The organism is Oryzibacillus soli (genome assembly GCF_051594765.1).
Taxonomy (GTDB): Bacteria; Bacillota; Bacilli; order Paenibacillales; family NBRC-103111; genus Paenibacillus_AR.
In genome coordinates this window covers 89,583-114,505 of the sequence record NZ_JBPPGJ010000013.1, presented here as the reverse complement: position 1 = coordinate 114,505, position 24,923 = coordinate 89,583, and the positions used below count along the sequence as shown (strand labels likewise).

The following is a 24,923-nucleotide window of genomic DNA, read 5'->3' as shown; positions in this document are numbered from 1 at the left end:
AAGAAACCGCCCGTCCGGCATGGGGATGCCGAACGGGCGGTTTCTTGTGAGCAGGAACTTATTCGATGCCTTTCAACGTGAACCGGTAAGAGTAGGTGCGGTTCGCGTAGAGGGTGAAATCGGGATGGGTCTTGGCCTGCCAGCTGTCATCGCCGCCGACGCCCATCTGCCGGTCCAGGATGCGGACCACGGTCTTGCTGACGGGCGGCAGCTTATACGGATGGTCGTTCGCCTCCAGCTCCTCCGGGGTATACGGCAGCACTCCCGCTTCCACCACCGGATCGCCGGCGAAGAGCAGGCCGCGTCCTTCGGCGTCCGTCACCTTGATCCAGCGGACGTCGGTCTTGTTGCCGCACTCCTGCGGCTTCAGATACGGGGTCAGCTGGTCCGCGACGGCGCCGGCAAAGACGCCGAGCTTGGCGCCGACGGAACGGTCCCAGTAGTTCTCGTGGGGCCCGCGGCCGTACCACTCGATCCGGTCGAAGGCGGCATCCATGGCCAGCTGCGTCCCGACCACCGGCAGCTCGGGGAGTCCGGAGGCAGGAGACAGCACTAGGGATACGGATACGGTGCCGTCGGCTTGGAAGGCGTACTTCACAGTGCAGACGGAGTCGCCCGCTGACGGGAGCACATACTCCGCCGCCACCTCCAGCACGCCGCCGGCCTGGTGCTTCGACAGCTTCCGGAGCGTCCGCTCCGCATTGGCCGTGCGCCATACGGCACAGCGGTTCTGCAGCTTGTTGCCCAGATCGTTGTCCGTGACGGCCCGCCAGAAGGTGGGCGTCAGACCCTGCTGCAGCAGCTCGCGTCCGGCGAGGCGATAGGAGACCAGTGCGCCGGTGGCCGTATCGACGGCGGCTTCGTAACGGCTTCCCGCCACGCGCCATACCCCGTTCGCTTCCATAAGCGTCACGGTGCCGTCATCGGCGGATGGTACGGCCGAGCGGACGGCCGGCATCGCATACACCGGCAGCTGGGCGAAGGCCACCTCGTGGCCCTGCTCCGCCCAGAGCGCGGCTTCCTTGAGCCGCAGGCTGACCTGGAGCAGAAGCTCTGCGCCTTCGGCCGCCTTATATTCCGGCAGCGGCAGCACGATCTCCGCCGAGGTCAGCGGCTCCACCGGGAAGCTGCCGTTGGACGCTGCACCAACGGGGCGGCCATCCGCCAGAATCTGCCAGGTCCATTCGAACTCATCCAGCCGGGTGAACAGATACTTGTTGGTTACCGTAACGGCGCCGGTGGCCGGATTCCAGCCGCTGAAGCCCACATTCTGGTAGCAGGCCTTGATCTCATGCAGCTTCGGCGTGACGGTCCGGTCCGCGAAGAGCAGTCCGTTGCCGCTGAAGTTGCCGTCATGGGGAGATTCCCCGAAGTCGCCGCCGTAGGCCAAGTACTCCACGCCCTCCGGGGTCTTGGTCCGGATCGCCTGGTCCACCCAGTCCCAGATGAAGCCGCCCTGGATGACGGGGTACTTATCGAAGAGCTCCGTATACTTATACAGGTTGCCGCAGGAATTGCCCATGGCATGGCTGTATTCGCACAGGATGAAGGGCTTCTTGGGATTGGACAGGGCGTATTTCTCCACACCCTCCGGCGGTGTATACATATGGCTCTCCACATCGGACACGTCCTCGAACGGACGGTGATGGAAGATGCCCTCGTAGTGGACGATCCGGGTCGGATCGTTCTCCTTCAGGAAACGGTACATATGGCGGAAGTTCTCACCGCCGAAGGACTCGTTGCCCAGGGACCACATGATGATGGAGGGATGGTTCTTGTCGCGCTCCATCATGGAGCGGCAGCGGTCCACCACATTGTCCTTCCATTCCGGCTTACTGGCGGGGACGGTGTCCTCCTCCTCGGTCTGGCCGTAGCGCCAGGAGCCGTGGGTCTCCAGGTTCGTCTCGTCGATGACGTAAAGGCCGTATTCGTCGCACAGGTCGTACCAGGCTGGATGGTTCGGGTAGTGGGAGGTCCGGACGGCATTGATGTTGTAGGCCTTCATCAGCTGAACGTCCTTGACCATGTCCGCTTGCTTCAACGCACGCCCTGTATCGCAGGAGAACTCGTGGCGGTTGGTGCCCTTGAAGACAATTCGCTTGCCGTTGATGAGCATGACGTTGTCGCGAATCTCGAACTTGCGGAAGCCGACCCGGCTGCTCACCGTCTCCAGCACCTTGCCGGTTGCGTCCTTCAGGGTCAGCACCAGCGTGTACAGATTCGGATGCTCCGCGCTCCACTTCAGCGGATTCTTCACGCAGACGCGGAGCTCCGTATCGGTGAAGCCCCCTTCCAGGACCGCTGCGGAAGCGGTGAAAGCATCCGTCTCCACAGGTTGGCCGGCGGCATCCAGCAGCGTGCCCGACACCTGCAGGTTGCCCTCGGCAGCACCGAAATACCGGAGCAGCTTCACCTTCACCTGGAGCTCGGCGTCGGCATAGTCGGCGTCCAGCTCCGTGCGGACCCGGAAATCGTAGATGTGGACCGGATTGGGGGAGATCAGGAGCACCTCCCGGAAGATGCCGGACAGGCGCCAGAAGTCCTGGTCCTCGAGCCAGCTGGCGTCGCACCAGCGGTAGACCTCTACCGCCAGCTTGTTCGTTCCCGGCTGGAGATAGGGGGTCAGATCGAATTCCGCGGGGGTGAAGGTGTCCTCGCTATAGCCGACCAGCTCTCCGTTCAGCCATACGTAGAAAGCGGATTCCACGCCGCGGAAGTGAAGATAAACCGGGCGTCCCGTCCAGTCCTCGGGAAGCTCGAAGGTGCGGACATAGGAGCCGACCGGATTGTACTTGGTTGGAGCGAAGGGAGCCTTGATGTCCTCCTTGTCGATCCAGGGGTAGCGGATGTTCGTATAATGGGGATAATCGTAGCCATGGAACTGCCATTGGGCAGGAACCGGAATCTCGTCCCACTGGGATACGTCATAATCGCTCTTATAAAAATCTGCCGGCCGCACAGCCGGATTCTCGGCGAAATGGAACTTCCAGGCGCCATTCAACGAGAGGGTATGACGGGAGTCCTCCGAAGCATTCCGCACCGCTTCCTCGAAGGTATCGTAGGGGGTGAAGGCCGCCCGGGCGTCCATTCGGTTCAGCTGGAAGATGTCCGGATTGTTGTTCCATTCCGGATAACCATTGGCAGGTGGTTGGTAATGTAATTTTTTGAACATGGAATCGCACCGTCCTTTATAGCGTATCACTTACGTACATGAATATTGTATGGGATTCCGGCTCGGAAATAAATAAAACAATATTCTAAGAATAGTACAATATGAATACCGGGTCTGGAAATACCTCGGAGCATGGCGGGAGCCCGTCCGCTCCATGTATAATAGAATCAGAAAAAAATTGCCACCCGGAGTGAAGCCCACGTGAAAAAAACATTGCCAAGCAGCGCCTTGGCCCGCATCCGCGCCTTGTCCGGCGGCTTATCCCCCAAGCTGCAGGGCATTGCCGCCCATCTGACAGATCATCCGCAGGATGTGGTGCATCTGTCGATCAGCGAGCTGGCCGATGTCACCCACAGCTCGGAGGCGACCATTTTCCGGCTGTGCCGGCAGCTGGGCTATAAGGGGTATCAGGACCTGAAGATCGCCCTGGCCGGGGAGCTGGTGGAGGAGCCGACCCGCAACATCCATGAGGATGTGCTGCCGGAGGACGGGATGATGACTGTAGCCCACAAAATCTTCCATGCCAACATCCTGGGCATTACGGACACCCTCCAGGTGCTGGACGAGGCGGCGCTGGAGGAGGCCGTCCGGCTTCTGAACGGAGCGAAGCGGGTATGCATCTACGCCATCGGAGGCTCTGCGGTGGTGGCGGACGATGCGTACCACAAGTTCATGAGGACCGGGGTGCAGTGCGTCGCTCATTCGGACTCCCACCTGCAGGCCATGACGGCCGCCTTGCTGGACCGGGAGTGCGTAGCCTTCGGCATCTCCCATTCCGGCAGCAACAAGGATGTGCTGGAGGCGTTCAAGATCGCCAAGGCGGCGGGAGCCAAGACCATCGCCCTTACCAGCTACCGCAAATCCCCGTTGGCCCAGCAAGCCGACGTGAACCTGTACACCAGCACCCGGGAGACCTCCTTCCGGACGGAGGCCATTGCCGCAAGGATCGCCCAGCTCTGCATCGTCGACGCTTTGTACGTCGGTCTGGCGCTGGCCCGAAGGGAAGAGACGCTGCGCAATCTGCAGAAGGTTCGGGAGGTTATCTCGGCCAAGCGAATATGAACGGAAGGGACCTTCTACCACGAGCCGACTGTCGGCTCCGGGAGAAGGTCCCTTGTTTGTTCAGAGAGGTATTTTGCGGGCGATGTAGAGGTTGTGCAGGCCGGTGCCCAGGAAGTGGGGATTCCGGTTGGTCACGTATAGACACTCGAGCCACTGAGCGAATTGCTCGGCATTCAAGGCATTCACCGTGTTCTGCATCAAGGCGCTGATGCCGTCCGTTGTCGCGTGCTCCAGCTTCTCCATAGGGAAGCGGGCCATGAGCTCCTCCGCTTCCTCGGGGGTGATGCTGGCGAAGCATCCTTCCTCCCACTCGATCTTGCGGGTCAGGATCTCCGTCGGCGGCTCCAGCACCAGCGTCTTCGGATTCAACATCAGCTTGTAGAGATAATTGCCGGCCAGATTCACATAAGCGGCGGCGAGGAGACCGCCGGGCTTCAAGACCCGCAGGCACTCCCGCATACAAGCCTCCCTCTCGGCCCCATCCTTCATATGATAGAGGGGACCCATGCAGAGGACCGCGTCGAAAGTTCCGTCGGCGTAGGCGCTCAAATCCATAGCGTTGCCCGTGACGGCATCCACCAGGTGCCCGAGTCCGGTTCCGTCAGCCTTGCCGCGGATGAGCTCTACATGCTTGGGAGTCAGATCCAGCGCGGTGACCCGGTGGCCCAAAGCCGCATAATGCAAGGAATAGCGTCCCGTTCCCGCACCGGCATCCAGGATCTGCGCACCGGCAGGAAGATAAGGCTCCAACAGCTTCACCGTGATGGCGAATTCCGCCCGGTGATAGTTATCGCGCTCCAGTCTGCCGTCCTCGTCATAGCGATCGTAATACTTCAAGACTTCCAGCATCCGGTATCCCTCCTTGATCGTTGTATCCTAGAGTTTACCAGAGATGTGGAAACGCGGAAGTGGAGGTTGTGTGACAACCGGTCCTGCTGAAGCCGGCCGCAGATCAGGTTTTTTCGCCGAACCGGCGGATGTTGCGGGCCTTCGCCCGTTGAATCTCCATCTCCCGGTTGCGGGGCTCCGCTTGGGTTACCAGGTTGTCCATCAGCTTGCGCGCGGCGGCTGCAACTTCCTCAACAGCCTGCTGGAAGACTGCCTCATTGGCTTTGGAAGGGGCGTTGAAGCCCGACAGCTTCCGGACGAATTGAAGAGAGGCTGCACGGACTTCATCGTCGGTGGCGGGGGGATCGAAGTTGAACAGGGTCTTGATATTGCGGCACATGGCGGCCTAACACCTCGCGATCTTGGCTTTTACCTGCATCTTACACGAAACGCCGCACCGGTTCCAGCAGGGTCGGTCACAAAGTGTACACAGCATATTGGTGTTAGTATGAAAAAAGTTTTTATTTTATTCATTGAAAATAAAAAATAATTTTCTATACTATAAGAAAAGAGGTTAGGGCCATTAGCGGGAGGAATGAAACATGGGAAACCGGATGAATGAAGTGACACCGTTCAGCAGAGCGATTATGAAGGCTCACCTGTGCTCGTGCGGGGTGAACTATGCCAGCCTGGATAAGCCGGTCATCGCCGTAGCCAATTCATGGAATGAGATCGTACCGGGCCATGTGCATCTGCGGCAGGTGGCGGACCGCGTGAAGCGGGGAATCGAGCAGGCCGACGGGGTGGCGCTAGAATTCAATACGATAGCCGTCTGCGACGGAATCGCTCAGGGTCATAAGGGCATGAAGTACTCTCTGCCAAGCCGGGAGACCATTGCGGACAGTGTGGAGATCATGGTGGAGGCTCACGGCATCTTCGACGGTCTGGTCGTTCTGAGCTCCTGTGACAAAATCGTCCCCGGCATGCTGATGGCCGCCGCCCGGCTGAATCTGCCCGGACTGGCCGTCCTGGGCGGAGTGATGCCGAACCATATCAAGCCCAAGGAGTCCAAGGCCGCGCGGCGGGCGTTCCTCGACGGGAAGCTGGACGAGAAGGGGCTGGTGGAGATCACCAACCAATATTATCCGGGACCGGGAGCCTGTCCGTTCCTGGGCACGGCCAATACGATGCAGGGCATGACGGAGGCCTTGGGGATGGCGCTGCCCAACACCTCGTGGATGCAGGCCTTGTCCGAGGAGCAGCTGGATGCGGCGGAGGCGGCCGGACGTCAGGCGGTGGAGCTGGTGCGCCAAGGGATCAAGCCGCGGGATATTATGACGCGGGAGGCCTTCGAGAACGCCATCTCCGTCCTGCTCGCCATGGGCGGCTCCCTGAACGCCTGCCTGCACCTTCCGGCCATCGCCCATGAAGCCGGAATCGAGCTGCCGATGGAGCTGTTCGACACGATCAGCCGCCGGGTTCCGTTCCTGGCCGGGGTCACGCCCAACAATCAGGAGTATACGACGAACGATCTGCAGCGTGCAGGCGGCATGTCCGCGCTGATGCAGGAGCTGCGGCCGTTGATCCGCACCGGCGCCCTGACGGTGACCGGGCGATCCGTCGGCGAGAATATCGAGGGCGCGGAGGTTCTCGACCGGGACGTGATCCGGGAGCTGTCGAAGCCGCTGGATGCGGAGGGCGGCATCGCCGTGCTGAAGGGGAACCTGGCGGCGGACGGGGCGCTGGTCAAGCAATCCGCCGTGCCGGAGGAGCTTCGGACCTTCGCCGGGCCGGCCAAGGTGTTCCAATCCGAGGAGGAGTTCGAGGAAGCTTACGAGGCGGGCCGCATCAGTGAAGGCGATGCCGTCATCATCCGCTACGAAGGGCCGAAGGGCGGTCCCGGCATGCGGGAGCTGCACCGCTGCACGGAAATTCTGGGCAAGTTCAAGCGGGTGGCCCTGGTAACGGACGGACGGTTCTCCGGCGCCAGCGCCGGCTTGTCCATCGGCTACGCCAGCCCGGAGGCGGCGGAAGGCGGAACCCTGGCGCTGGTGGAGGACGGCGATCTCGTGGAGATCGACATCGCCGCTCGCTCGCTGAACGTCCGCGTGTCGGAAGCGGAGCTCGCCGCCCGTGCGGAACGCCTCGAGGTGCTGAAGAAGGAAGCGGCCCGCTTCCTGCGGCTGTATGCCGGTCAAACGACCTCCGCCGCATCCGGTGCCGTTCGGAGATAGATCCGGCGGCAACGTAGCGGCGCGGAGGCGGGACGGGTGCGGGGTTATCCGCATCTCGGAACCGCTGGCGCGTACAGGACGTGGCGTGCAGGTTGCCCCGTAGAAGAGAGAAGAGCGTTTCCGGCTGGGGCCGGAGGCGCTCTTCTCTCTTCTTATGTTGTAGATATCGGACATAAGCAAGTTCCTGCAAATAAAAGTGGTCCGTTCCTGATTTGGGACTATAATCAAGAGAGACGATGGAATCGGGAGGATGCTGACATGAATTTTCGTTCGCCGTACGTGCTGCTCGTGCTGGCTGCCTGCATCTGGGGTGGCAATTTCGTTGCGGGCAAGGCGCTGGTCGCCGATATGCCGCCGGTGCTCTTGGCCGCGCTGCGGTGGGGGATTGCGTTTCTTGGGCTGCTGCCGGTATACGGCCGGCAGGTGTGGTCCAACCGGATGGCGTACCTCAGGGCGTGGAAGATGACGCTGTTCCTCTCTTTGACCGGAGTGGCGGGGTTCAATACGCTGACGTATATCGCCGTCCAGCATACGGGCTCCATCAATGCATCCCTGATGAATTCGGCTACGCCCATGCTGGTGGTGCTGTTGACCTGGCTGGTGATGAGAGAGAGGATCGTGTGGGGCGCGGTGCCCGGTATTTTTGTGTCCATGGCAGGGGTAATCTGGATCATCGGCAGGGGAAGCCTGGAGGAGTTGGCGAAGCTGTCTTTCAATCAAGGGGATTTAATCATGCTGTTGGCCATTCTCTGCTGGTCGTTCTATTCGGTGGGGATGAAAAGGATGGCGGGACGGTTCCCGCCTAGTGCCTATCTGCTGGTCCAAGTGGCGTTCGCCTTGCCCGTAGTCGGGCTATTGGCGGCCGGAGAGCGGCTGGTCTCAGGGGCGTCGGTCCATTGGAGTCCGGGGCTGCTGTTCGGCCTCGCGTATGTGGGACTCTTCGCCTCCATCATCGCTTTCCTATCCTGGAACGTGGCCATCTCCCTGATCGGCCCCCAGCGGTGCGCCGGCTTCCTGAACCTGATCCCGCTGTTCAGCGCGCTGTTCGCCACGCTCTTCACCGGGGAGCGGATCCGCTTGTACCACCTGGCGGGGGCTTTGTTGATCGTGGGAGGAGTATATGCAACGAACCGGGCATCGGTCCGGAAAGCCGCGAAGGCCGCGACAGTCCGGTAATGCCGCTTCATAACGCCCGGCGCTTGCGGAAGAGGCGTTCCCAGAATGTGGGAGGCCGTTTCAAGTGGCGTTCCGATCGGGTCACGAACCGGTAGATCGGCACGTCGGCAGCCTCCGCCAGTGTCAGCTGGACGGAGGGGGAGATAGCGGAGGCGGGAGCGGCGGAACCATCGGCATTCGCTGCCACACCGGAGGCTTCAGGAAAGCCGGTTCCGACCGATTCGGCACGGTGGGTTAGGACCATTGCGGCCAGCTCCTCCACACTGGAGAGGGGCTCCGCACCGCCCTTCATCCTCAAGACCTCTTTCTCCGATTCTTCTCCGGACTGCAAACCGGAGTTGGGCCGGTTTCCATTCACAGCGGGTGCCCGTTCAGTCACAAGCCGCAGGGGCTCGGTCCTCGGGCGGGATTCCCTTACGGGCAACGGGGCATCCGACGTCTGAGCCGATTCTTCAATCGTTTGGTCCGCCGGGAACTTCTTCGCCTCTGCCTCGACTTCTTGCGCCGGTAAAGCGTGCTTCTGCGACTCTTCCCCGTCCGCACGGACCGGAAAAGCTAGCGTCACCGCTTCCTCCCCGGCCCGGATCACCAACGCCGCGGCGGCGGCCGCCGCTTCCGGCACCATCCGGTCGAGCTCGTCCAGCCTCTGCTCCAGCTCGTCCACCCGAACCTTCAGCTCCGCCAAGCGGATGGTTAATTGCTCCATCATCGTATATAGCATCTTCATAGTCAACTTCTGTGGGGCGGTGCCCAACGGGGGCTTCACCGGGGCCGACGGCAAGGGTCTCGCGGCAGCTTTCATGGACTGGTTCATGATACATGCCTCCCATCCATCCGAATCTATCGGATTGTTATGATTTCTATCATAACGCAAGAGGAATGGGCAAGCTGTCGAAGCCCGTTGTCAATCGATGCCGTCTTTGGGGCGGGGTACGCGAAGGATGCATCGGATCGGGAGCCCCAAAAGGAAGAAGGGCAGTTCCAACGGCCATTGCCGCAGGACTGCCCTTCGTTCATTCCTTGAAGTATTGGGGATAATCCCGGGCTAGCTGCGGCAGCTGGGTGTCCAGCTTGTTGAAGTGCACCTCCAGCAGACCCGGAAGGCGGGTGTCCTCCCGGGCCTCCAAGGCAGCCAACAGCGTCCGGTGCTCCTCTACCAGCGGCGCCATGTGATGGTACCGGCTCAGGGCCAGATACCGGACCCGGTTCAGATGCCCGCGCATGGCGTTGACCGTGGCGAGCAGCGTCCGGTTCCCGGTTGATGCGAGAATCACCCGGTGGAATTCCTCATCCAGATCCAGGAACCGGATGCTGTCATCCGCTTCTGCGGCTTCCTGCTGCTCCCGGAGGAGCCGGTCCAGCTCCGAGCGGACGCTTCGGAAGGCATCGGGCTCGAAGTGCCGGGCGGCGAACCGGAAGGCTCCGGTTTCCAGCTGCTCCCGGATGAAGCGGGTCTCGGCCACTTTTTGCAGGGAGATCAGGGTGACCCTGGTCCCCCTCTGGGGAAGCACCTCGAGAAGCTCTTCGCTGACCAAGAGGCGGATGGCCTCCCGGACCGGTGTCCTGCTGACCCCCAGCCCGGCTGCCAACTCGTTCTCGTAGATCATCTGGCCCGGTGCCAGTCTCAGGGAGACGATGCTCCCGCGGAGGGATTCATATACCTGCTCTCCCAGGGAGACCCGTTTGGGGTGGACCAGTGGATCCAATGGCTGCATCACGTTCGATCACTCCATTCCTAGTGCTTCCACTATAGGACGGGGGCGCCATTCCGTCAATAACCGCCGGCAAGCACCGCCTCGCCCCATCCAGCTCATCTAACGGCAGAAGCGTAAAGAAGCTCCGCTTCCGCGGAGCTTCGCTGTCATCAGATGGCGATATGATCGAGCGCATGGTCGTTGTGGCAGGGCTGGCCGGACCACATCTTCACGGTAATCCAATCGCGGGGAATGTCGGTCCAGAATTCGTCGGTATCCGGAAGACCCAAGGCCAGGAATACCGTGGAGCACAGGTACAAGCTGCCGGTGGAGATGTACATCTCCCCGACATGGAGCTGGCTGCCGGTGAAGCCGATCTTCAGCCACCCGTTCTCGTCGAAGGTGTTCGGCACGGAGAGGGTCCGGCGGATGACGGCCGTCAGGGCGCAGCGCACTTGGGACGGATAGACATCCTGGGCCAGGTTGTGCTGAAGGGCCATCTGGGAGAGGTGCTGCATGCAGCCGAAGCGGTACGCCAGGGAGCGGCCCACCGGCGGATAGGTTCCGTCCGGGGCGATGAAGCGTTCCAGCACTTCGCCGTAACGGCGGGCCCTCTTCACGATATTGGTCTTCAGCGCCTCCCATTCCGGGTAGGTGGAGCCTACGGTCTGGATGATATCCACCAGCATTGGCTGGATTACGAAGCTGTTGTAATAGTCATAATGGTATTCCGGGCCGTCCGCGTAAGCGCCGTCGCCCAAGTACCATTGCTCATGCTGGCGCAGCGCATAGTCCACCCGCATGTGGTCCCATTCCTCGCCCATGAAGGAAAGAGCCGTTTCGATCATGGCGGCGAACAGCAGCCAGTTGTTGAAATGGGGCTTGCGCGAGCGCGTGGCCTTCAAGGCGTCGGCCAGATTCTTTTTGACCCGGTCATCAAGCTTGTGCCACAGCTCGTTCGGCGCCCTCAGAATGGCATGAGAGAGGAAGGCGGCATCCACGATAGGCTGGAAGCTGAAGCTCCAGTTCACGTAGTCCGGCGATTCCGGGTCGGTCGAAGCATCGATGCTTCTGCGGGACAGCTCGGCGAATTCAGCCCGCAGCTTCTCCTCCTCCGGATCGGAGGTCTTGGTCTCCAGCCAGGGGGCCACACCTACCAGAGTGCGTGCGATCGCCTCCAGGTGGGAGAAGTATTTGCGGTCATACCGCTCATCTCCGATTCCTTCCACCGGCATGGTGGCCTTCAGCTTCCGTTCGGCCATGTTTCTCAGTACGGGTCCGGCAATGGTCACCAATTGCTCCACCCAATATTTGCGGTCCTGCAGCCCTTCGCTCATCTCGTTCATCCTCCCGAATCGTTTCTGTCCCCATCATATATGTATACTTGTATACAAGTCAACGGATTTTTTGCAAAGAGTCGTTTCAACCAAATTCTGGGATCTATCGTCTATTCTATGCTGCTGACAAAAAGGAGGAGCCGCACTGCGCAATCGCAGATGGGCTGTTCCTGCAGCGCTGCTGGCGGTCAGACGGGAGTTATTGTTTACCTTGCCGGCCCATCTTTATGCAGAGGTTGCGGAGACAGCCGAATCGCAGGTCTTTAGGAACGAATTTATGATTTTATGGTAAAATAATGTATCCACACTTGGTTTGGAGGGCTGCCCATGACGGCGGAATCCAGTGAAGACATTGAGGGCTTGAAGGAAATCGGAAAAATTGTCGCGGTAACGATCCGAGAAATGAAGCGTCACGCCCGTTCGGGAATGACCACGAAGGAGCTGGACGAGTACGGGGGCCAGCTACTGGCTTCGTTCGGAGCGGTATCCGCACCGAAGGTCACGTACCAATTTCCGGGCTATACCTGCATCAGCGTGAACCGCGAGGTGGCCCACGGCATACCGGGAGAGCGGGTACTGAAGCCGGGGGATCTGGTGAACATCGATGTTTCCGCCATGAAGGGGGGTTACTACGCCGATTCCGGCCACTCTTATGTGCTGGAGTCCTCCAACCCGGCCCTGAAGCGCTTGTGCGACCATACCCATTACACCATGATGAAGGTGATCCGGTCCCTGCGCCCCGGCATGAAGCTTAACGAGATCGGACGGATTATCCAGGCCGAAGCCCGGAGGGGCGGCTACATGGTGATCCAGAACCTATGCAGCCATGGCATCGGCAAAGCCCTGCATGAGCCGCCGGAGGAGATCCTGCCGGTCTATGACAAGAGCGAGAAGCGTGTGCTGAAGGAAGGCCAGGTGATCACCATCGAGCCGTTTCTGTCCACGGGGGCGGAATATGTCGTTGGCATGCCGGACGGCTGGACGCTGAAGACGCCGGACCGCAGCTATGCGGCCCAGCATGAGCATACGGTCATCGTCACGAAGGAACGCCCCATCATCGTGACGGTGGCGTAAGAATGACGCTGTAAACCCAAAGACGCTTTCGTTCCACCGGTTCGGTGGAGAGAAAGCGTCTTTTTCTTGTGGGTTACTTTATAGAGAAGCCAGATTCCGGTCAATGAGCTCGATGCGCTGCTGCACGCAAGCATAGGAGCGGAGCGGATCCTCCGGCGTATTCGTGACGTAATCCACCAGCTGAGCCACCGTGGTGGTCACCACATGGCAGCGGGTGTCGGAGGAGGCGTAGTACAGATAAACTTCACCGTTATCTCTGGCAATGACACCGTTGGTGAACACCACGTTGGACACGTCGCCCACCCGTTCTTCGCCTTCGGGGGCGATCAGGTGGCCGGCCGGCGCGTGGGTCAGCTTGGAGGGCTCCTTCAGGTCCGTCATGAAGGCATAGATGACATAACGCAGGCCCGCGGCGGTATTCCGCACCCCATGGGCGATATGGAGCCAGCCCTTGCCGGTCTTGATCGGGGCGGGGCCCTGGCCGTTCTTCACTTCCTTGATGGTGTGGTAGTACCGGCGGTCGATGATGGTCTCATCTTCGATGACGGCCGGATTCATGCTCTCGGATAAGCCCCAGCCGATGCCTCCGCCGGATCCGGCGTCGATGAAGCCGTCCTGCGGCCTGGTATAGAAGGCGTACTTGCCGCCGACGAACTCGGGGTGAAGGACCACATTCCGCTGCTGGGCGGAGCGGGTCTTCAGGTCCGGCAGCCGCTCCCAGGTCTTCAGATCCTTCGTCCGGGCCAGACCGGCCTGTGCGACGGCGCTGGACAGATCGCCGGGCGCTGCGTCCGGATCCTTGCGCTCCGTGCAGAAGATGCCGTAGATCCAGCCGTCCTCATGCTTCACGAGGCGCATATCATAGACGTTGGTGTCCGGTTCCTCGGTCTCGGGCATAACCACGGGGTGGTCCCAGAAACAGAAGCCGTCCACACCGCTCGTGCTCTCCGCCACCGCGAAGAAGGACTTGCGGTCGTTGCCCTCCACTCGCACTACCAGATAGAACTTGCCGTCCAGCTCGATGGCACCGGGGTTGAAGGCGGCGTTGACACCGATCCGCTCCATGAGGAACGGATTCGTCTCGGGATTATAGTCGTACCGCCACAGAAGTGGGGCATGGGCTGCGGTGATCACCGGGTTGGCATAGCGAGTATAGATGCCGTTTTCGGAAAACAGAGGCTCATTCCTGCGGGTGATGAGCGCTTCGTGCCGCTGCTCGAGGATGGCCTTGCGCTGTTCGAATAAGGTAGACATGAGGACACGTCCTTTCGTAGGAAGAGAATGGGATGAGCAGTTATAAGCGTTCGATGATCTCGAAGCAAGCCCGTGCGTTGTGGTAAGGGCACTTCCACATGTTGACGAGTCCCTCCGCGTGGGAGGGACGGCCGCTGCGGTCCGTCTTCCAATACCACTCGCCGCTCGGGGTGATCAGATGGCTCCGGATGAACCGCCAGCAGCCGATGGCGGCATCCCAAAACCGGGCTTCCCCGGACATCTGCCAAGCATTGACGAAGCCTACCACCGCCTCGGCCTGGACCCACCAGTGCTTGTCGGAGTCCAGGATGCCCTCCATGTTGCCGTCCCACATCATGGCGCCGTCGGAGTCCACTCCCCGGACCAGGGAAGCGTCTGCCATCCGGAGAGCCGCCTGGGCCGCCCGGTCCTTCAGCTCCGCGTCGCCCAATACATGAGCAGCTTCCATCAGAAGCCAGCTGCCTTCGATGTCATGGCCGTAGGAAATCAGATTCGACTTCACGTGCCAATCCTCATCGAAGAATAGAGAGAAGTGTCCGGTGGCGGGATCGATGATGCGCTCCAGCATATCTGTCAGAATGCGGCGGAGCCTCTCCGCAAGCACCGGGGTCGGACGGACCCGATAGTATTGGGTGTAGGCCTCCAGGACGTGGAGATGGGTGTTCATCGATTTCTTGTCGTTCGGGTCTTGGTCGCCCAGCCGCAGATCCCCTTCCTCCGTCCAATTGCGGGCGAAGGCCTCCACGTATCCGCTGCGGATCGGATCGAAGCTCCGCTCCACCAGAGCGAACAGCTCCTCGGTCAGCGGCAGCAGCTCCGTCCGGCCCGAGGCCAGGATGTATTCGGCGGCGCCGTAGAGATAAAAAGCGTGCCCGTAGGTCATCTTCTTCGACTGGATGGGGCTTCCGTCAGGAGCAACGAGCCAATAGTAGCCGCCGTATTCCGGATCGCGGAATACCCGCTCGATATACGCCAGAGCACGCTCCGCCATCTCCAAGTAGCGGGGCTGGGGGTCGTTCCGGTAGGCACGGGAGAAGGTCCACAGGATCCGGGCGTTCAGCACCAGACCCTTGGGTGCCGAAGGATCGGTCGTCAGGTCGCACTCCACTCTGCCGTGGAAGCCGCCATGGACGGGATCCACCGTATGGTTCATCCAGAAGTGGAGGATACGGTCAAGCTCCGCGGACATCTCCTGCTTCAGTTCAGCAGGTTTCATAAGCTCACCTCGCTATTTGTTAGCTAACAACACCCATTCTATGCTAACAAAACTAAGGTGTCAATCCTGATTTCAGGCTAACAAACGCTTGTAAACCTAACGGAATTCCGATAGTATACCATTCATAGACCGTGAAGGAGCCCCAGTCGATGACGAACAAAAAAGTAAGCATGCAGCAGATCGCAGATGCCGTCGGCGTTTCGAAATATGCGGTGTCCAAGGCTCTGGCGGGCAAAGAGGGAGTCAGCCCCCAGACTCGGGAGAAAATCATCGAGATGGCCACCCGCTTCGGGTACTTCAAGCAGCTGAAGGCGGTTAAGCCCCGGAGTTCGCAACCATCGGGGCAGCCGGTCCGATTCACGGCAGAGGAGGACGAGATCCCTGCTCATGACAAGCAGGCGGTTGCCGTTCTCATGCCGAATGTCAGGCTGCAGACGCTGGATTCGGCCTTCTGGAGCATGGTTGTCCAGGGCATCGGCATGGCGCTGTCCCGCCGGGGATTAGGGATGCTGATCTTTACGGAGATCAATCCGGAGCAGTTCGCCAAGGTGATGAGACCCGACAGTTTGCTCGGGCTGATCGGGGTCGGGGAGGTCTCCACCTCCATGCTCCTGGAGGTCCGGCGGCTGGGACTTCCGTTCGTGCTGACGGACCATGAAGATCCGCTGGTTCCCTCGGACAGCATCTTCGCCGCCAACATCGACAGCATGTCGCTGATGACGGGCCATCTGCTGGCGCTGGGCCACCGCCGCTTCTGGTTCCTGGGCGATACGAGCTTCTCCCGCAGCTTCACGGACCGCTTCACCGGCTTCCGGCTGGCCTTGGAGAAGCATGGGATTCCGGTGGACCCGGACCATATGCTGCTCCCGTTATCCGGCTCGGACCGGGAGGGGAATCTCCGGCTGCTGGAGAATCGGCTGGACCGGGCCAGGGAGTCGGGGGAAACGCTGCCGGGCGCATGGGTTTGCGCCAATGACGAGATTGCTCTGGCGGCTCTGGAGCTGCTGGGCGGGCGGGACATTCAAGTGCCGTCGGCCGTCTCGGTAACCGGCTTCGACAATATCGAAGAGAGCCAGCGCGCGGCTGTTCCGCTGACCACCGTCCACGTGATGAAGGAGAAGCTGGGCGAGCGGGCCGTGGCCGCGCTGCTCGACCGGATCCGGGAGCCGGACCGGCCCGTGGAGAAGATCAGCCAATCCTGCAGCCTGGTGCAGCGGGCATCCAGCGGGGCTCCGGCAGTATGGTAGCCCGTGTTCGGTAAGCATACAGAGCGCCCCGGTCCCATGCGGACCGGGGCGCTCTGTATTGTTCCTTAGAGGAGCTTGGTCATGATCCAATCGGTTTGTTCTTCATCCCCCAGAAAGAACGAGTGTGAACCTGTCCGGACAAACCCCAGCTTGTTGTAAAAAGCAATCGCACGCTCGTTATGTTCCCACACACCCAGCCAGACTCTCCTCTTATTCTGCTCCTTCGCCATGTCGATCGCTTGATCGATCAGACGTTTTCCCAACCCTTGCTGATGATGCTTTTGCTTAATATAGATCCTCTCGATTTCCAACGCATCGTGGCCCATCTGTTCGGACTGGGCGTCAAGGACGTTCACCTTAAGATACCCGGCTGCTTCCTCACCGGAGTAAATCAAGTGAAATTGCGAGGACGGATTGCCATGTTCCTTCTCCAATTGTTCGAGGTTGAATGCTTGTTCCAGGTAGGCGGCCATGGACTCCGGCGAATTCTGGCTCTGGAACGTCTCCTTGAAGGTGTCCACACTCAGGTCTTGAAGCAATCGGAGATCTTGAAGGGTACATGTTCTGATGCGGATGTTCATGGAATAAGTCCTCCTCTTAATCGGTCAATAGATCCTCTTGTTCCCTTTTTTGACGAACTCCCAGTCTTTCTCCACATTTTTTCGGACTCGCTGCAGCAGGTTCAGGAGGGTTTGCGCTTCCTGCTCCGTGAATCCGGTCATAGCGACCTGATTGGAATAATCGTGCTCTCTTCGGATGAAGGGGTATAGGGCTGTTCCTTTTCCGGTTGGGAAAAGCCTCTTGATTTTCCGGTTGTCCGGATCGTCCTGCTTATCAATCAACCCTTGTTTCTCGAGCTTCTGTATCGCACGGGCAGCCGTTGTGCGGTCCACCTTGATCATCTCGGACAGCTTCTCTTGGATGATGCCCGGATTCTCGCATATTCGAACGAGATAGAGATATTGCCCCTTGGTAAGCTCAGCTTGCTTGAACTCGATATTGCTGATCGAATCCAGCGCCCTCGCAATCATCCCAACCTCTCGCAAAATGTCCTCCATGATCAGCACCTCCATGCAGAAAGTGTAAACCATTTTTATTGCATTTGCAACAAAAATGGCGAGCCCAAATGCAACCTGCGGCAGTTTCACTTGAATGACACGGTTTGTTCGCTTGACGGACAAAGCCGGATTTTAGTATAGTAGAAAATCATTTAGTACTAAAACATTAACTAGTAAAGGGGGTGTCCGGATGCAATTGAACGAACGCTTGCTGGAACTGACCACTCTGTTCAAAAGCGTGATCAAGCGGTTCCGGCAGGAGTGGGCGGAGCGGATGGAATCGGACATCTCGATCACCCAATTCCGCATGCTGCGCCAGCTGGGACTGAATGGGGAGCAGCGGGTAGTGGATCTGGCCGACTTCCTGTCCGTTACGCCGGGTGCGGTGACGGGCATGGCGGACCGGCTCATCGAGAAGGGGCTTATCGTCCGAACGCGCAGCGAGGAAGACCGCCGGGTCGTGCGGCTCGGCATCACCCCGGCCGGAGAGAAGGCTGTGGAATCCATGCTGGCCATCCAGATTGAAACGGTGGCCTCCATGTTCGGGAATCTCCCCGAAGAGGATCTGGAGCAAATGCAGCGGATCTTTCGCCAGCTGATGGCGAATCTTGACAAGAAGGAGCAATAGCAATGGAGCATCTGTCTCATAAACGCAAAGTGACGATCATGATCGCCATCGTCGCCGCCATGTTTTTCGCGGCCATCAACCAAACCATCGTCAGCACCGCCATGCCCCGCATCATCGCCACACTGGGCGGCATGGATCTGTATACCTGGGTCATCACCATCTACATGCTGACCTCCACCATCGCCACCGCCCTGGTCGGCAAGCTGTCCGACATATACGGGCGGAAGCCTTTTATGCTGGCGGGAATTGTGCTGTTCATCATCGGGGCTGCTCTCTGCGGCTTCTCGCAGGATATTCGGCATCTGATCACCTACCGCGGCATCCAAGGCGTCGGAGCAGGTGTCATCATGTCCTCCTCCTTCGCGGCGGTAGGCGACCTCTTCGCTCCCCGGGAGCGGGGGAAGTGGACCGGCGTCATGATGGCCGCCTTCGGCTTCTCCAGCGTGCTCGGTCCGACCTTGGGCGGCTGGATCGTCGACCATATGAGCTGGAAGTGGGTCTTCTGGATCTTCCTCCCCATCGGGGTGGTGGCCTTCGGCATGATCCTGTCCATGTTCCCCAAGGTGGAGCGCCGTCCGGCCGAGAGCATCGACTATTCAGGCTCACTGTTCCTCGCTTTGACTATCGTCCCGCTGCTGATCGGCTTCACTTGGGCCGGCACCAAGTATGCCTGGGGTTCGGAGCGGATCATCGGCTTGTTCAGCGCGGCGGTGGTGATGGCGGCGGTCTTCGTCTGGGTGGAGCTGCGGGCCAAGAGTCCGGTGCTTCCCATGTATCTGTTCAAGAATCCGATCGTCACCCTCTCGAATCTCATCGGCTTCCTGATGAACGCGGGGATGATGGGGGCTTTGATCTATCTGCCGTTCTACATTCAAGGGGTCGAGGGAGTGGCTCCGACCTATTCCGGTTACATTACCATGCCCATGTCCCTGAGCATGGTGGTGGTCAGCTCGCTGACGGGCCGGATGATTACCAAGACAGGCAAATATAAACGGTATGCTCTGGCGGGACTGGCGGTCATGGTTGCCGGCATGCTGGTTATGGCGTATATGAATACCATCTGGATCGCCGTGGCGGCCATGATCATATTCGGCGTCGGTCTCGGACTCGGGATGCCGGTCTTCTCCCTGACGGTGCAGAATGCCGTGAAGCCGGCGGATCTGGGTGTGGCGACCGCCTCCTCCCAGCTGTTCCGGAACATGGGCGGCACGATCGGCATCGCGGTAATGGGCACCATTATGGCCACCAGTCTGAAGGATCAGCTGAAGCAGCTCATCGCTTCGGGACACGGGGCGGACTTGAGCAAGGTGGACCCGGCTGTAGCCAAGCAGCTGGCGGCCTTCCAGAATCCGCAGATTCTGCTGGACCAGCCGAAGCTGGAGCAGCTTCACAAATCGCTGCCGGATGCGGTACAGCCCCTGTTCGCCAAGCTGGTCGAGATGCTGCGCGACGCCTTGGCCGCCTCCTTGACCACCGTATTCCTCTGGGGCACGGGACTCTTGCTGGTGGCGCTGCTCTTGACCTTCTTCCTGAAGGAGATTCCGCTTCGGACCTCCAACCGCGCACAGACGCCCGCAGGGCCGGAAGCGTCCAAGGAGCAGCAGGTGGCGGCTCTGCAGGAATAGGACGCGCCTCTTGGATGCGGAAACGGATCGGTTCATGGTAAACTGGGGGTGGTTTACACAAGATTCCTTCCGATACGAAAGGGGCGATGATCATGCCGCTGATTCGCAATTCCTTCGTCCTGGTGTCGCCGGATTGCCCGGTTGAGCACAGCGTGGAGCCGGTCGTGAAGAAGGACGCCAAGCCTTCCGTCCATGCGCTCCAGTATGAGCTCCTGTCCTCCAAACCGTACCGGTACACGCTGGATGACCTGATCTACGAGGTGCATATCCGGCACAAGGAGATTCCCGCCGAGCTTGTGGAAGCGGAAGGGGAGCGCATCCGGGAGGAGCTTCTGAGCAAGAGCCATCCCTGCATGCGGGCCTCGATGCTTCCCAAGAAGTACGGGTGGGGAGTTCACTACGACGAAGAAGGCAAGCTGGCGCTGGTCGCCATGGAGTCGCCTGAATACCAGACCTTCGCCGAAGGAAAAGACGGAGGCGGGGTCAAGGTAGAGCCGGCCATGCGCAATAAGCGAAAATAAAGAAGAGGCTTCCGGGTTATATCCGGAGGCCTCTTCTTTATTTTTCTTCTATTGAAGCGTTTTCCGTTGTCTGACAATTTGACGGAATTATAGGCGGGCGATTTGACGATCTGTCTAATGCATCGGCCGGACCTAGGGTGTAACATGTCATTAAACATAACACAACAGAGGCCAAACGGACGAAAATCAGTTTAGAAGTGATGAAACATTACATTAACATAACAAAAGTGAGGTGGCCACGATGACCCTCCCTGCACAGACGGCCGATCCGAAGGTGCCCGAGATTGAGCTGGACCGGGTCAGCATGTGTTATGCGACCGATACCTCCGACGTCCTGGCCTTGGAGCAGGTCAGCCTCCGGATCGGCAAGGGGGAGTTCGTCTCCCTTCTGGGTCCCTCCGGCTGCGGCAAGACGACGCTGCTCCGGATCATGGCCGACCTGATCCAACCCTCCGGCGGCTCGCTGAAGGTGGCGGGCAAGAGTGCCAAGGAGGCCCGTCTGGCCCGGAAGTATGGCATCGTGTTCCAGCATCCCGGCCTGTTCGACTGGCGCAAGGTGAAGGACAACATCACGTTGCCGCTGGAGCTCATGAAGGTGAAGAAGCGGGAACGGGACGAGAAGGCGGCGGAGCTTCTGGAGCTGGTCGGTCTGCAGGGCTTTGGGGACAAATACCCGTGGCAGCTGTCCGGAGGCATGCAGCAGCGTGTGGCCATCGCCCGGGCGCTGTCCATGGAGCCGGAAATCCTGCTCATGGATGAGCCGTTCTCCGCCCTGGACGAATTCTCCCGGGAGCGACTCAACGAGGAGCTTCTGTCCATCTGGAGCAAGGTAGGCAATACCGTGGTCTTCGTGACCCACAGTATCCCCGAGGCCGTGTTCCTCTCCGACCGCGTCTTCGTCCTATCGCCCCACCCCGGCCGGTTGTCTGCCGTCGTGCCGATTCCTCTCGGGCGGCCCCGTACGAAGGAGATGCGCAACAGCCGGCCCTTCTTCCAGCTGATCGCAGACATCCGCGACAGCTTCGAGGGGGTGTAACGGGATGGACGGACAACTGATCCGAAGCCGTCTCTTGCCCATCCTGGTCTGGGTGTCGGCCGCCCTCCTGCTCTGGGAAGGATTGTCCTGGTACTTGACCCGCGTGGCGGAGACGCCGCTGGCCCAATCGAAGCTGCCTTACCTGCATGAGATCGCCCGAACCTTCGCGGATTATGGCGCCACGCTGTGGAAGGAGGGGGCCGTCACCTTCGGGAACGCCGCCATGGGCTTCGTCATCGGCGGAGCCGCAGGCGCCTTGCTGGCCGTTCTGATGAGCTTCTCCCGCAGGGTGGAGCAGCTGACCTTTCCCTACGCCGTTGCCTCGCAGATGATCCCCATCCTGGGGCTGGCCCCCATCGTCTACGGCATCGTCCGTGATGAGGATGCGGCCCGGGTTCTGATCTCCGGCTACATCACCTTCTTCCCGGTCGCGTTGAATATGCTCCACGGACTGCGCAGCGTCCAGCCCGCAACGCTTGAGCTGATGTACTCTTATGCGGCGAAGCCTTGGGAGATCTACTGGAAGCTCCGGCTTCCCGCATCGCTGCCCGGTCTCTTCAGCGGGCTGAAGATCGCCGCCCCCATGGCGGTGACCGGAGCCATCCTGGTGGAGCTCATGGGAGCCCGCCATGGCATCGGCGTCATCATGCTGAAGAATCTGTACTACGGTCCTTCCCATGTCTATATGTTCTGGTCCACCGTAATCGTAGGCGCGCTGCTTGGGATGGCCGGCTACCTACTGATGGGGCTGGCGGAGAGAGGACTCTCGCCCTGGCAGCCGGAATTCCGGATCAAAGGGGGCGGGAGGTGATGGAAATGGCGGAACGTACAACAGCGCCGGAACGAGCTGAACCGGCTGAACCCGGCTCCAGAGCCGGAACGGCAGCCTTGATCGCAGCTGTGACGCCTGTTGGAGCCGTGGTCCGGGTCACGAGGCGTAAGAAGAACGGAAGCGGGTGGCTCCTGCCCTTGGCGGCCGGCCTGCTGGTGCTGATCCTGTGGCAGCTGAAGGTGTTTCACAGCCTGCTCCAGCTGAAGACCTTCCAGCTTCCTCTCCCTTCAGCCATCGCCCAAGCGATTGCGGATAACGGGACGCTTCTGTTCTCGTATACCCGCTATACGGTGACGGAGGCGCTGGCCGGCATGCTGGCCGGTTCGGTTCTGGGCTTCCTGCTGGCCCTTCTGGCCACGGCCTGGCCCCGGTGGGGCGCCGGCGGCGTATGGCTGGCAGCCTCGCTGAACGCAGTGCCCATCGTAGCCTTGGCGCCGATCATGAACCTATGGTTCGGCGACGGCATTGGCTCCCGGGCCGCCATCGTCACGGTTGCCGCCATGGCGGCCATGGCCATTAATGCCCATAAGGGCATGAGCATGATCGAGCCTCTGGCGCTGGACCTGATGCACTCCTATGCCGCCGGCAAGGGTCAGGTGTTCCGGTACGTCCGGATGGCCAACAGCCTGCCGTTCGTCTTCACTGCCCTGAAGATCAACACCACGTCGGGGATGATCGGAGCCATCGTGGGGGAGTTTTTTTACTCGTCCAGGGGCTTGGGGTACCTGTTGTCCAACTCCATCAAGGTGGCGAAGATGCCTCTTGGCTGGGCGTGCATTACCGTAGCCGCGTTGGCGGGGGTGCTCCTGTACCTGATCGTCGAGCGTCTGGAGAAGCTCTTCATCCGGTGGCACCCGTCCGAACGGACGTGATGATCCGGTCTTCCGAACCGCAACCCTAACGGGGGATAAAAGTTTACGCGTCAAACCAAAGAGAGAAGCAAGGCGATTCCAATTCAAGAGGGAGTGCGATGGGATGAGAAGTGGAAAGCGGAAAGTTCGCGGGGTGTTGGCGTTGGCGGCCGTTACGGCGCTGACGGCGGTGTTGGCCGCTTGCGGCGGGGATAAGGAGACCTCTTCCTCCAAAGGGGACGCTGCCGTCAAGCTGCAGCTCAAGTGGGTGCCGCAGGCCCAGTTTGCGGGCTACTATGTGGCCTTGGAGAAAGGATACTACAAGGATGAGGGGCTGGCGGTGGAGATCGTCCCGGGCGGTCCCGACATCGTGCCGGAGCAGCAGGTGGCCAACGGGGCGGCGGACATCGGCGTGGACTGGGTGGCGAGCCTGCTGGCGCATCAGGAGCAGGGGCTTCCGCTGGTGGAGATCGCCCAGATCTACCAGAACAGCGGTCTGGTGCTGGTGTCGAAGAAGAGTGCGGGCATCAACGGTCCGGCGGACATGAAGGGCAAGAAGATCGGCAACTGGATGGGCGGCAACGAGTTCGAGCTGCTGGCTCTCTTCGACAAATACAAGCTGGATCCCAACAAGGATCTGCAATTCGTCAAACAGGGCTTCACCATGGACCAGTTCCTGAAGGGGGAGATCGATGCCGCTTCGGCCATGACCTACAATGAGTACCAGGTGGTGCTGGAGCAGGGGATTCCCGCCTCCGGCCTGAACGTGATCGACATGAACAAGGAAGGCACCGCCATGCTGGAGGATAACCTGTTCGCCAACAAGGACTGGCTGGCCAAGAACAAGGAGACGGCCGCCAAGTTCGTCAAGGCTTCGCTTAAGGGGTGGAAGGAAGCGGTGGAGAAGCCGGACGCCGCTGTGGACATCGTCATGAAGCAGGTGGAAAAAGGAAGCACCTCCAAGGACCATCAAATGAAGATGATGACGGAGGTGGCGAAGCTGGTGGCCCCGCAGGGCTTTGACCTGGCAAAGCTGGGCTATGTGGATGACGCCAAGTTCAAGCAGACCGCAGACATCGCCCTTCAATTCGGCGTCATCAAGAAGGCGGCGGACCTGAAGAAGGCTTATACCAATGAGATTGTCGAGATGGCGAACAAGTAAGGAGGAGGCGTACCATCCATGGATACGGTCAAAATCGGTCTCATACAAGCGTCCCATGATCTCGACGGCGGCGAGCCGGTGGAAAAGCACAAGGAGGCGGCAGTGGAAAAGCATGTCCGGCTGGTCCGGGAAGCAGCCGCCCAAGGGGCTCAGATCATCGGGCTGCAGGAAATTTTCTTCGGACCGTACTTCTGCGCCGAGCAGACGGCGAAATGGTACGCCGCCGCCGAGGAGGTGCCGGGCGGGCCCACGGTCCGATTGTTTCAAGAGCTGGCCAAGGAGCTGGCCGTGGTGATCATTCTCCCGGTGTATGAGCGGGAGGGAATCGCCACTTACTACAACACGGCCGCCGTCATCGACGCGGACGGCTCCTACCTGGGCAAGTACCGGAAGCACCACATCCCCCACGTGGGGGCCGGCGGCAACGGGTGCGGGTTCTGGGAGAAGTATTACTTCAAGCCGGGGAACCTGGGCTATCGGGTATTCGATACCGCCTATGCCAAGGTCGGCGTGTACATCTGCTATGACCGCCACTTTCCCGAAGGGGCGCGGATGCTGGGGCTTGGCGGGGCGGAGATCGTCTTCAACCCGTCGGCTACCGTGGCCGGCACCTCGGAGTATCTGTGGAAGCTGGAGCAGCCGGCTCATGCGGTGGCCAACGGCTACTATATGGCGGCCATCAACCGGGTGGGCGTCGAAGCGCCCTGGAACATGGGCGAGTTCTACGGCCAGTCGTACCTGGCGGACCCGAGGGGCACCATCGTGGCCATCGGCAGCCGGAACCAAGATGAGGTGGTGGTGGGCGAGATGAACAAGCGGCTGATCCGGGAGGTCCGGGAGAGCTGGCAGTTCTACCGGGACCGCCGCCCCGAAACCTACGGGGAGCTGGCCGGCTTGTAAGGGAAGGGCTCCGGAC

General features: G+C 60.2%; 23 protein-coding genes. 13 read left to right on the top strand and 10 right to left on the bottom strand.

What is annotated here, in order from left to right:
- Nucleotides 1-58 precede the first annotated feature (58 nt).
- Nucleotides 59-3,172: a beta-galactosidase, LacZ type gene (lacZ, locus tag ACSEXW_RS18380; RefSeq protein ID WP_438447626.1), complete on the bottom strand. Its 3,114-nt coding sequence runs from the start codon at nucleotides 3,170-3,172 to the stop codon at nucleotides 59-61.
- Between the two features lie 213 nt (nucleotides 3,173-3,385).
- Here lacZ and ACSEXW_RS18375 point away from each other — a divergent pair, with 213 nt between their 5' ends.
- Nucleotides 3,386-4,234: a MurR/RpiR family transcriptional regulator gene (locus tag ACSEXW_RS18375; protein WP_438447697.1), complete on the top strand. Its 849-nt coding sequence runs from the start codon at nucleotides 3,386-3,388 to the stop codon at nucleotides 4,232-4,234.
- 60 nt (nucleotides 4,235-4,294) lie between these two features.
- Here ACSEXW_RS18375 and ACSEXW_RS18370 read toward each other — a convergent pair whose 3' ends face one another.
- Together ACSEXW_RS18370 and ACSEXW_RS18365 are read right to left on the bottom strand one after the other, a co-directional pair.
- Complete coding sequence (locus ACSEXW_RS18370; RefSeq protein WP_438447625.1) at nucleotides 4,295-5,083, bottom strand: class I SAM-dependent methyltransferase; 789 nt, start codon at nucleotides 5,081-5,083, stop codon at nucleotides 4,295-4,297.
- Between the two features lie 103 nt (nucleotides 5,084-5,186).
- Nucleotides 5,187-5,462, bottom strand: coding sequence for a DUF2277 domain-containing protein (locus ACSEXW_RS18365; protein WP_438447624.1), 276 nt, complete (start codon nucleotides 5,460-5,462; stop codon nucleotides 5,187-5,189).
- A 202-nt stretch (nucleotides 5,463-5,664) separates the two neighbouring features.
- On the opposite strand from ACSEXW_RS18365, the gene ilvD reads away from it, so the two are divergent.
- Nucleotides 5,665-7,296: a dihydroxy-acid dehydratase gene (gene ilvD / locus ACSEXW_RS18360; RefSeq protein ID WP_438447623.1), complete on the top strand. Its 1,632-nt coding sequence runs from the start codon at nucleotides 5,665-5,667 to the stop codon at nucleotides 7,294-7,296.
- A gap of 258 nt (nucleotides 7,297-7,554) precedes the next feature.
- Nucleotides 7,555-8,472 (top strand): DMT family transporter, encoded by a 918-nt coding sequence (locus ACSEXW_RS18355; protein WP_438447622.1) that lies wholly within the window; start codon nucleotides 7,555-7,557, stop codon nucleotides 8,470-8,472.
- Between the two features lie 7 nt (nucleotides 8,473-8,479).
- Here ACSEXW_RS18355 and ACSEXW_RS18350 read toward each other — a convergent pair whose 3' ends face one another.
- The 3 genes from ACSEXW_RS18350 to ACSEXW_RS18340 all read right to left on the bottom strand — a co-directional run bounded on the left by ACSEXW_RS18350 (nucleotide 8,480) and on the right by ACSEXW_RS18340 (nucleotide 11,503).
- The gene (locus ACSEXW_RS18350; RefSeq protein WP_438447621.1) at nucleotides 8,480-9,286 is read right to left on the bottom strand and encodes a hypothetical protein; all 807 of its coding nucleotides are present in this window, start codon (nucleotides 9,284-9,286) and stop codon (nucleotides 8,480-8,482) included.
- Nucleotides 9,287-9,485: 199 nt separating this feature from the next.
- Entirely contained in the window at nucleotides 9,486-10,187 is a 702-nt protein-coding gene (locus ACSEXW_RS18345; RefSeq protein ID WP_438447696.1) for a GntR family transcriptional regulator, read from the bottom strand.
- A 149-nt stretch (nucleotides 10,188-10,336) separates the two neighbouring features.
- Nucleotides 10,337-11,503, bottom strand: coding sequence for a DUF2264 domain-containing protein (locus ACSEXW_RS18340; RefSeq protein ID WP_438447620.1), 1,167 nt, complete (start codon nucleotides 11,501-11,503; stop codon nucleotides 10,337-10,339).
- A 327-nt stretch (nucleotides 11,504-11,830) separates the two neighbouring features.
- On the opposite strand from ACSEXW_RS18340, the gene map reads away from it, so the two are divergent.
- Complete coding sequence (gene map, locus ACSEXW_RS18335; protein WP_438447619.1) at nucleotides 11,831-12,577, top strand: type I methionyl aminopeptidase; 747 nt, start codon at nucleotides 11,831-11,833, stop codon at nucleotides 12,575-12,577.
- 78 nt (nucleotides 12,578-12,655) lie between these two features.
- On the opposite strand, the gene ACSEXW_RS18330 is transcribed toward map, so the two are convergent.
- Both ACSEXW_RS18330 and ACSEXW_RS18325 read right to left on the bottom strand, forming a co-directional pair.
- Nucleotides 12,656-13,831, bottom strand: a complete 1,176-nt coding sequence (locus ACSEXW_RS18330) for a glycoside hydrolase family 130 protein (protein WP_438447618.1) — start codon at nucleotides 13,829-13,831, stop codon at nucleotides 12,656-12,658.
- Nucleotides 13,832-13,871: 40 nt separating this feature from the next.
- Entirely contained in the window at nucleotides 13,872-15,047 is a 1,176-nt protein-coding gene (locus ACSEXW_RS18325; protein WP_438447617.1) for an AGE family epimerase/isomerase, read from the bottom strand.
- 149 nt (nucleotides 15,048-15,196) lie between these two features.
- On the opposite strand from ACSEXW_RS18325, the gene ACSEXW_RS18320 reads away from it, so the two are divergent.
- Entirely contained in the window at nucleotides 15,197-16,294 is a 1,098-nt protein-coding gene (locus ACSEXW_RS18320) for a LacI family DNA-binding transcriptional regulator (protein ID WP_438447616.1), read from the top strand.
- Between the two features lie 65 nt (nucleotides 16,295-16,359).
- On the opposite strand, the gene paiA is transcribed toward ACSEXW_RS18320, so the two are convergent.
- Both paiA and ACSEXW_RS18310 read right to left on the bottom strand, forming a co-directional pair.
- The gene (gene paiA, locus ACSEXW_RS18315; RefSeq protein ID WP_438447615.1) at nucleotides 16,360-16,875 is read right to left on the bottom strand and encodes a spermidine/spermine N(1)-acetyltransferase; all 516 of its coding nucleotides are present in this window, start codon (nucleotides 16,873-16,875) and stop codon (nucleotides 16,360-16,362) included.
- Nucleotides 16,876-16,899: 24 nt separating this feature from the next.
- Nucleotides 16,900-17,352, bottom strand: coding sequence for a MarR family winged helix-turn-helix transcriptional regulator (locus ACSEXW_RS18310; RefSeq protein ID WP_438447614.1), 453 nt, complete (start codon nucleotides 17,350-17,352; stop codon nucleotides 16,900-16,902).
- Nucleotides 17,353-17,542: 190 nt separating this feature from the next.
- Between ACSEXW_RS18310 and ACSEXW_RS18305 the strand changes: the two genes are divergently transcribed.
- The 8 genes from ACSEXW_RS18305 to ACSEXW_RS18270 all read left to right on the top strand — a co-directional run bounded on the left by ACSEXW_RS18305 (nucleotide 17,543) and on the right by ACSEXW_RS18270 (nucleotide 24,907).
- Entirely contained in the window at nucleotides 17,543-17,980 is a 438-nt protein-coding gene (locus ACSEXW_RS18305; protein WP_438447613.1) for a MarR family winged helix-turn-helix transcriptional regulator, read from the top strand.
- Nucleotides 17,981-17,982: 2 nt separating this feature from the next.
- Nucleotides 17,983-19,605, top strand: coding sequence for an MDR family MFS transporter (locus tag ACSEXW_RS18300; RefSeq protein WP_438447612.1), 1,623 nt, complete (start codon nucleotides 17,983-17,985; stop codon nucleotides 19,603-19,605).
- Between the two features lie 92 nt (nucleotides 19,606-19,697).
- On the top strand, nucleotides 19,698-20,126 hold the full coding sequence (locus ACSEXW_RS18295; protein ID WP_438447611.1) for a DUF6157 family protein: 429 nt from the start codon (nucleotides 19,698-19,700) through the stop codon (nucleotides 20,124-20,126).
- Nucleotides 20,127-20,367: 241 nt separating this feature from the next.
- Nucleotides 20,368-21,162 carry an ABC transporter ATP-binding protein gene (locus ACSEXW_RS18290; protein WP_438447610.1) on the top strand — a complete coding sequence of 265 codons (795 nt, stop codon included), beginning with the start codon at nucleotides 20,368-20,370 and terminating at the stop codon, nucleotides 21,160-21,162.
- Between the two features lie 4 nt (nucleotides 21,163-21,166).
- On the top strand, nucleotides 21,167-21,973 hold the full coding sequence (locus tag ACSEXW_RS18285; RefSeq protein WP_438447609.1) for an ABC transporter permease: 807 nt from the start codon (nucleotides 21,167-21,169) through the stop codon (nucleotides 21,971-21,973).
- Between the two features lie 5 nt (nucleotides 21,974-21,978).
- A complete protein-coding gene (locus ACSEXW_RS18280; RefSeq protein WP_438447608.1) occupies nucleotides 21,979-22,866 on the top strand; it encodes an ABC transporter permease in 888 nt (295 codons plus the stop codon).
- Between the two features lie 103 nt (nucleotides 22,867-22,969).
- A complete protein-coding gene (locus ACSEXW_RS18275) occupies nucleotides 22,970-24,007 on the top strand; it encodes an ABC transporter substrate-binding protein (RefSeq protein WP_438447607.1) in 1,038 nt (345 codons plus the stop codon).
- An 18-nt stretch (nucleotides 24,008-24,025) separates the two neighbouring features.
- Complete coding sequence (locus tag ACSEXW_RS18270) at nucleotides 24,026-24,907, top strand: nitrilase-related carbon-nitrogen hydrolase (protein ID WP_438447606.1); 882 nt, start codon at nucleotides 24,026-24,028, stop codon at nucleotides 24,905-24,907.
- The last annotated feature ends 16 nt before the right edge of the window (nucleotides 24,908-24,923 follow it).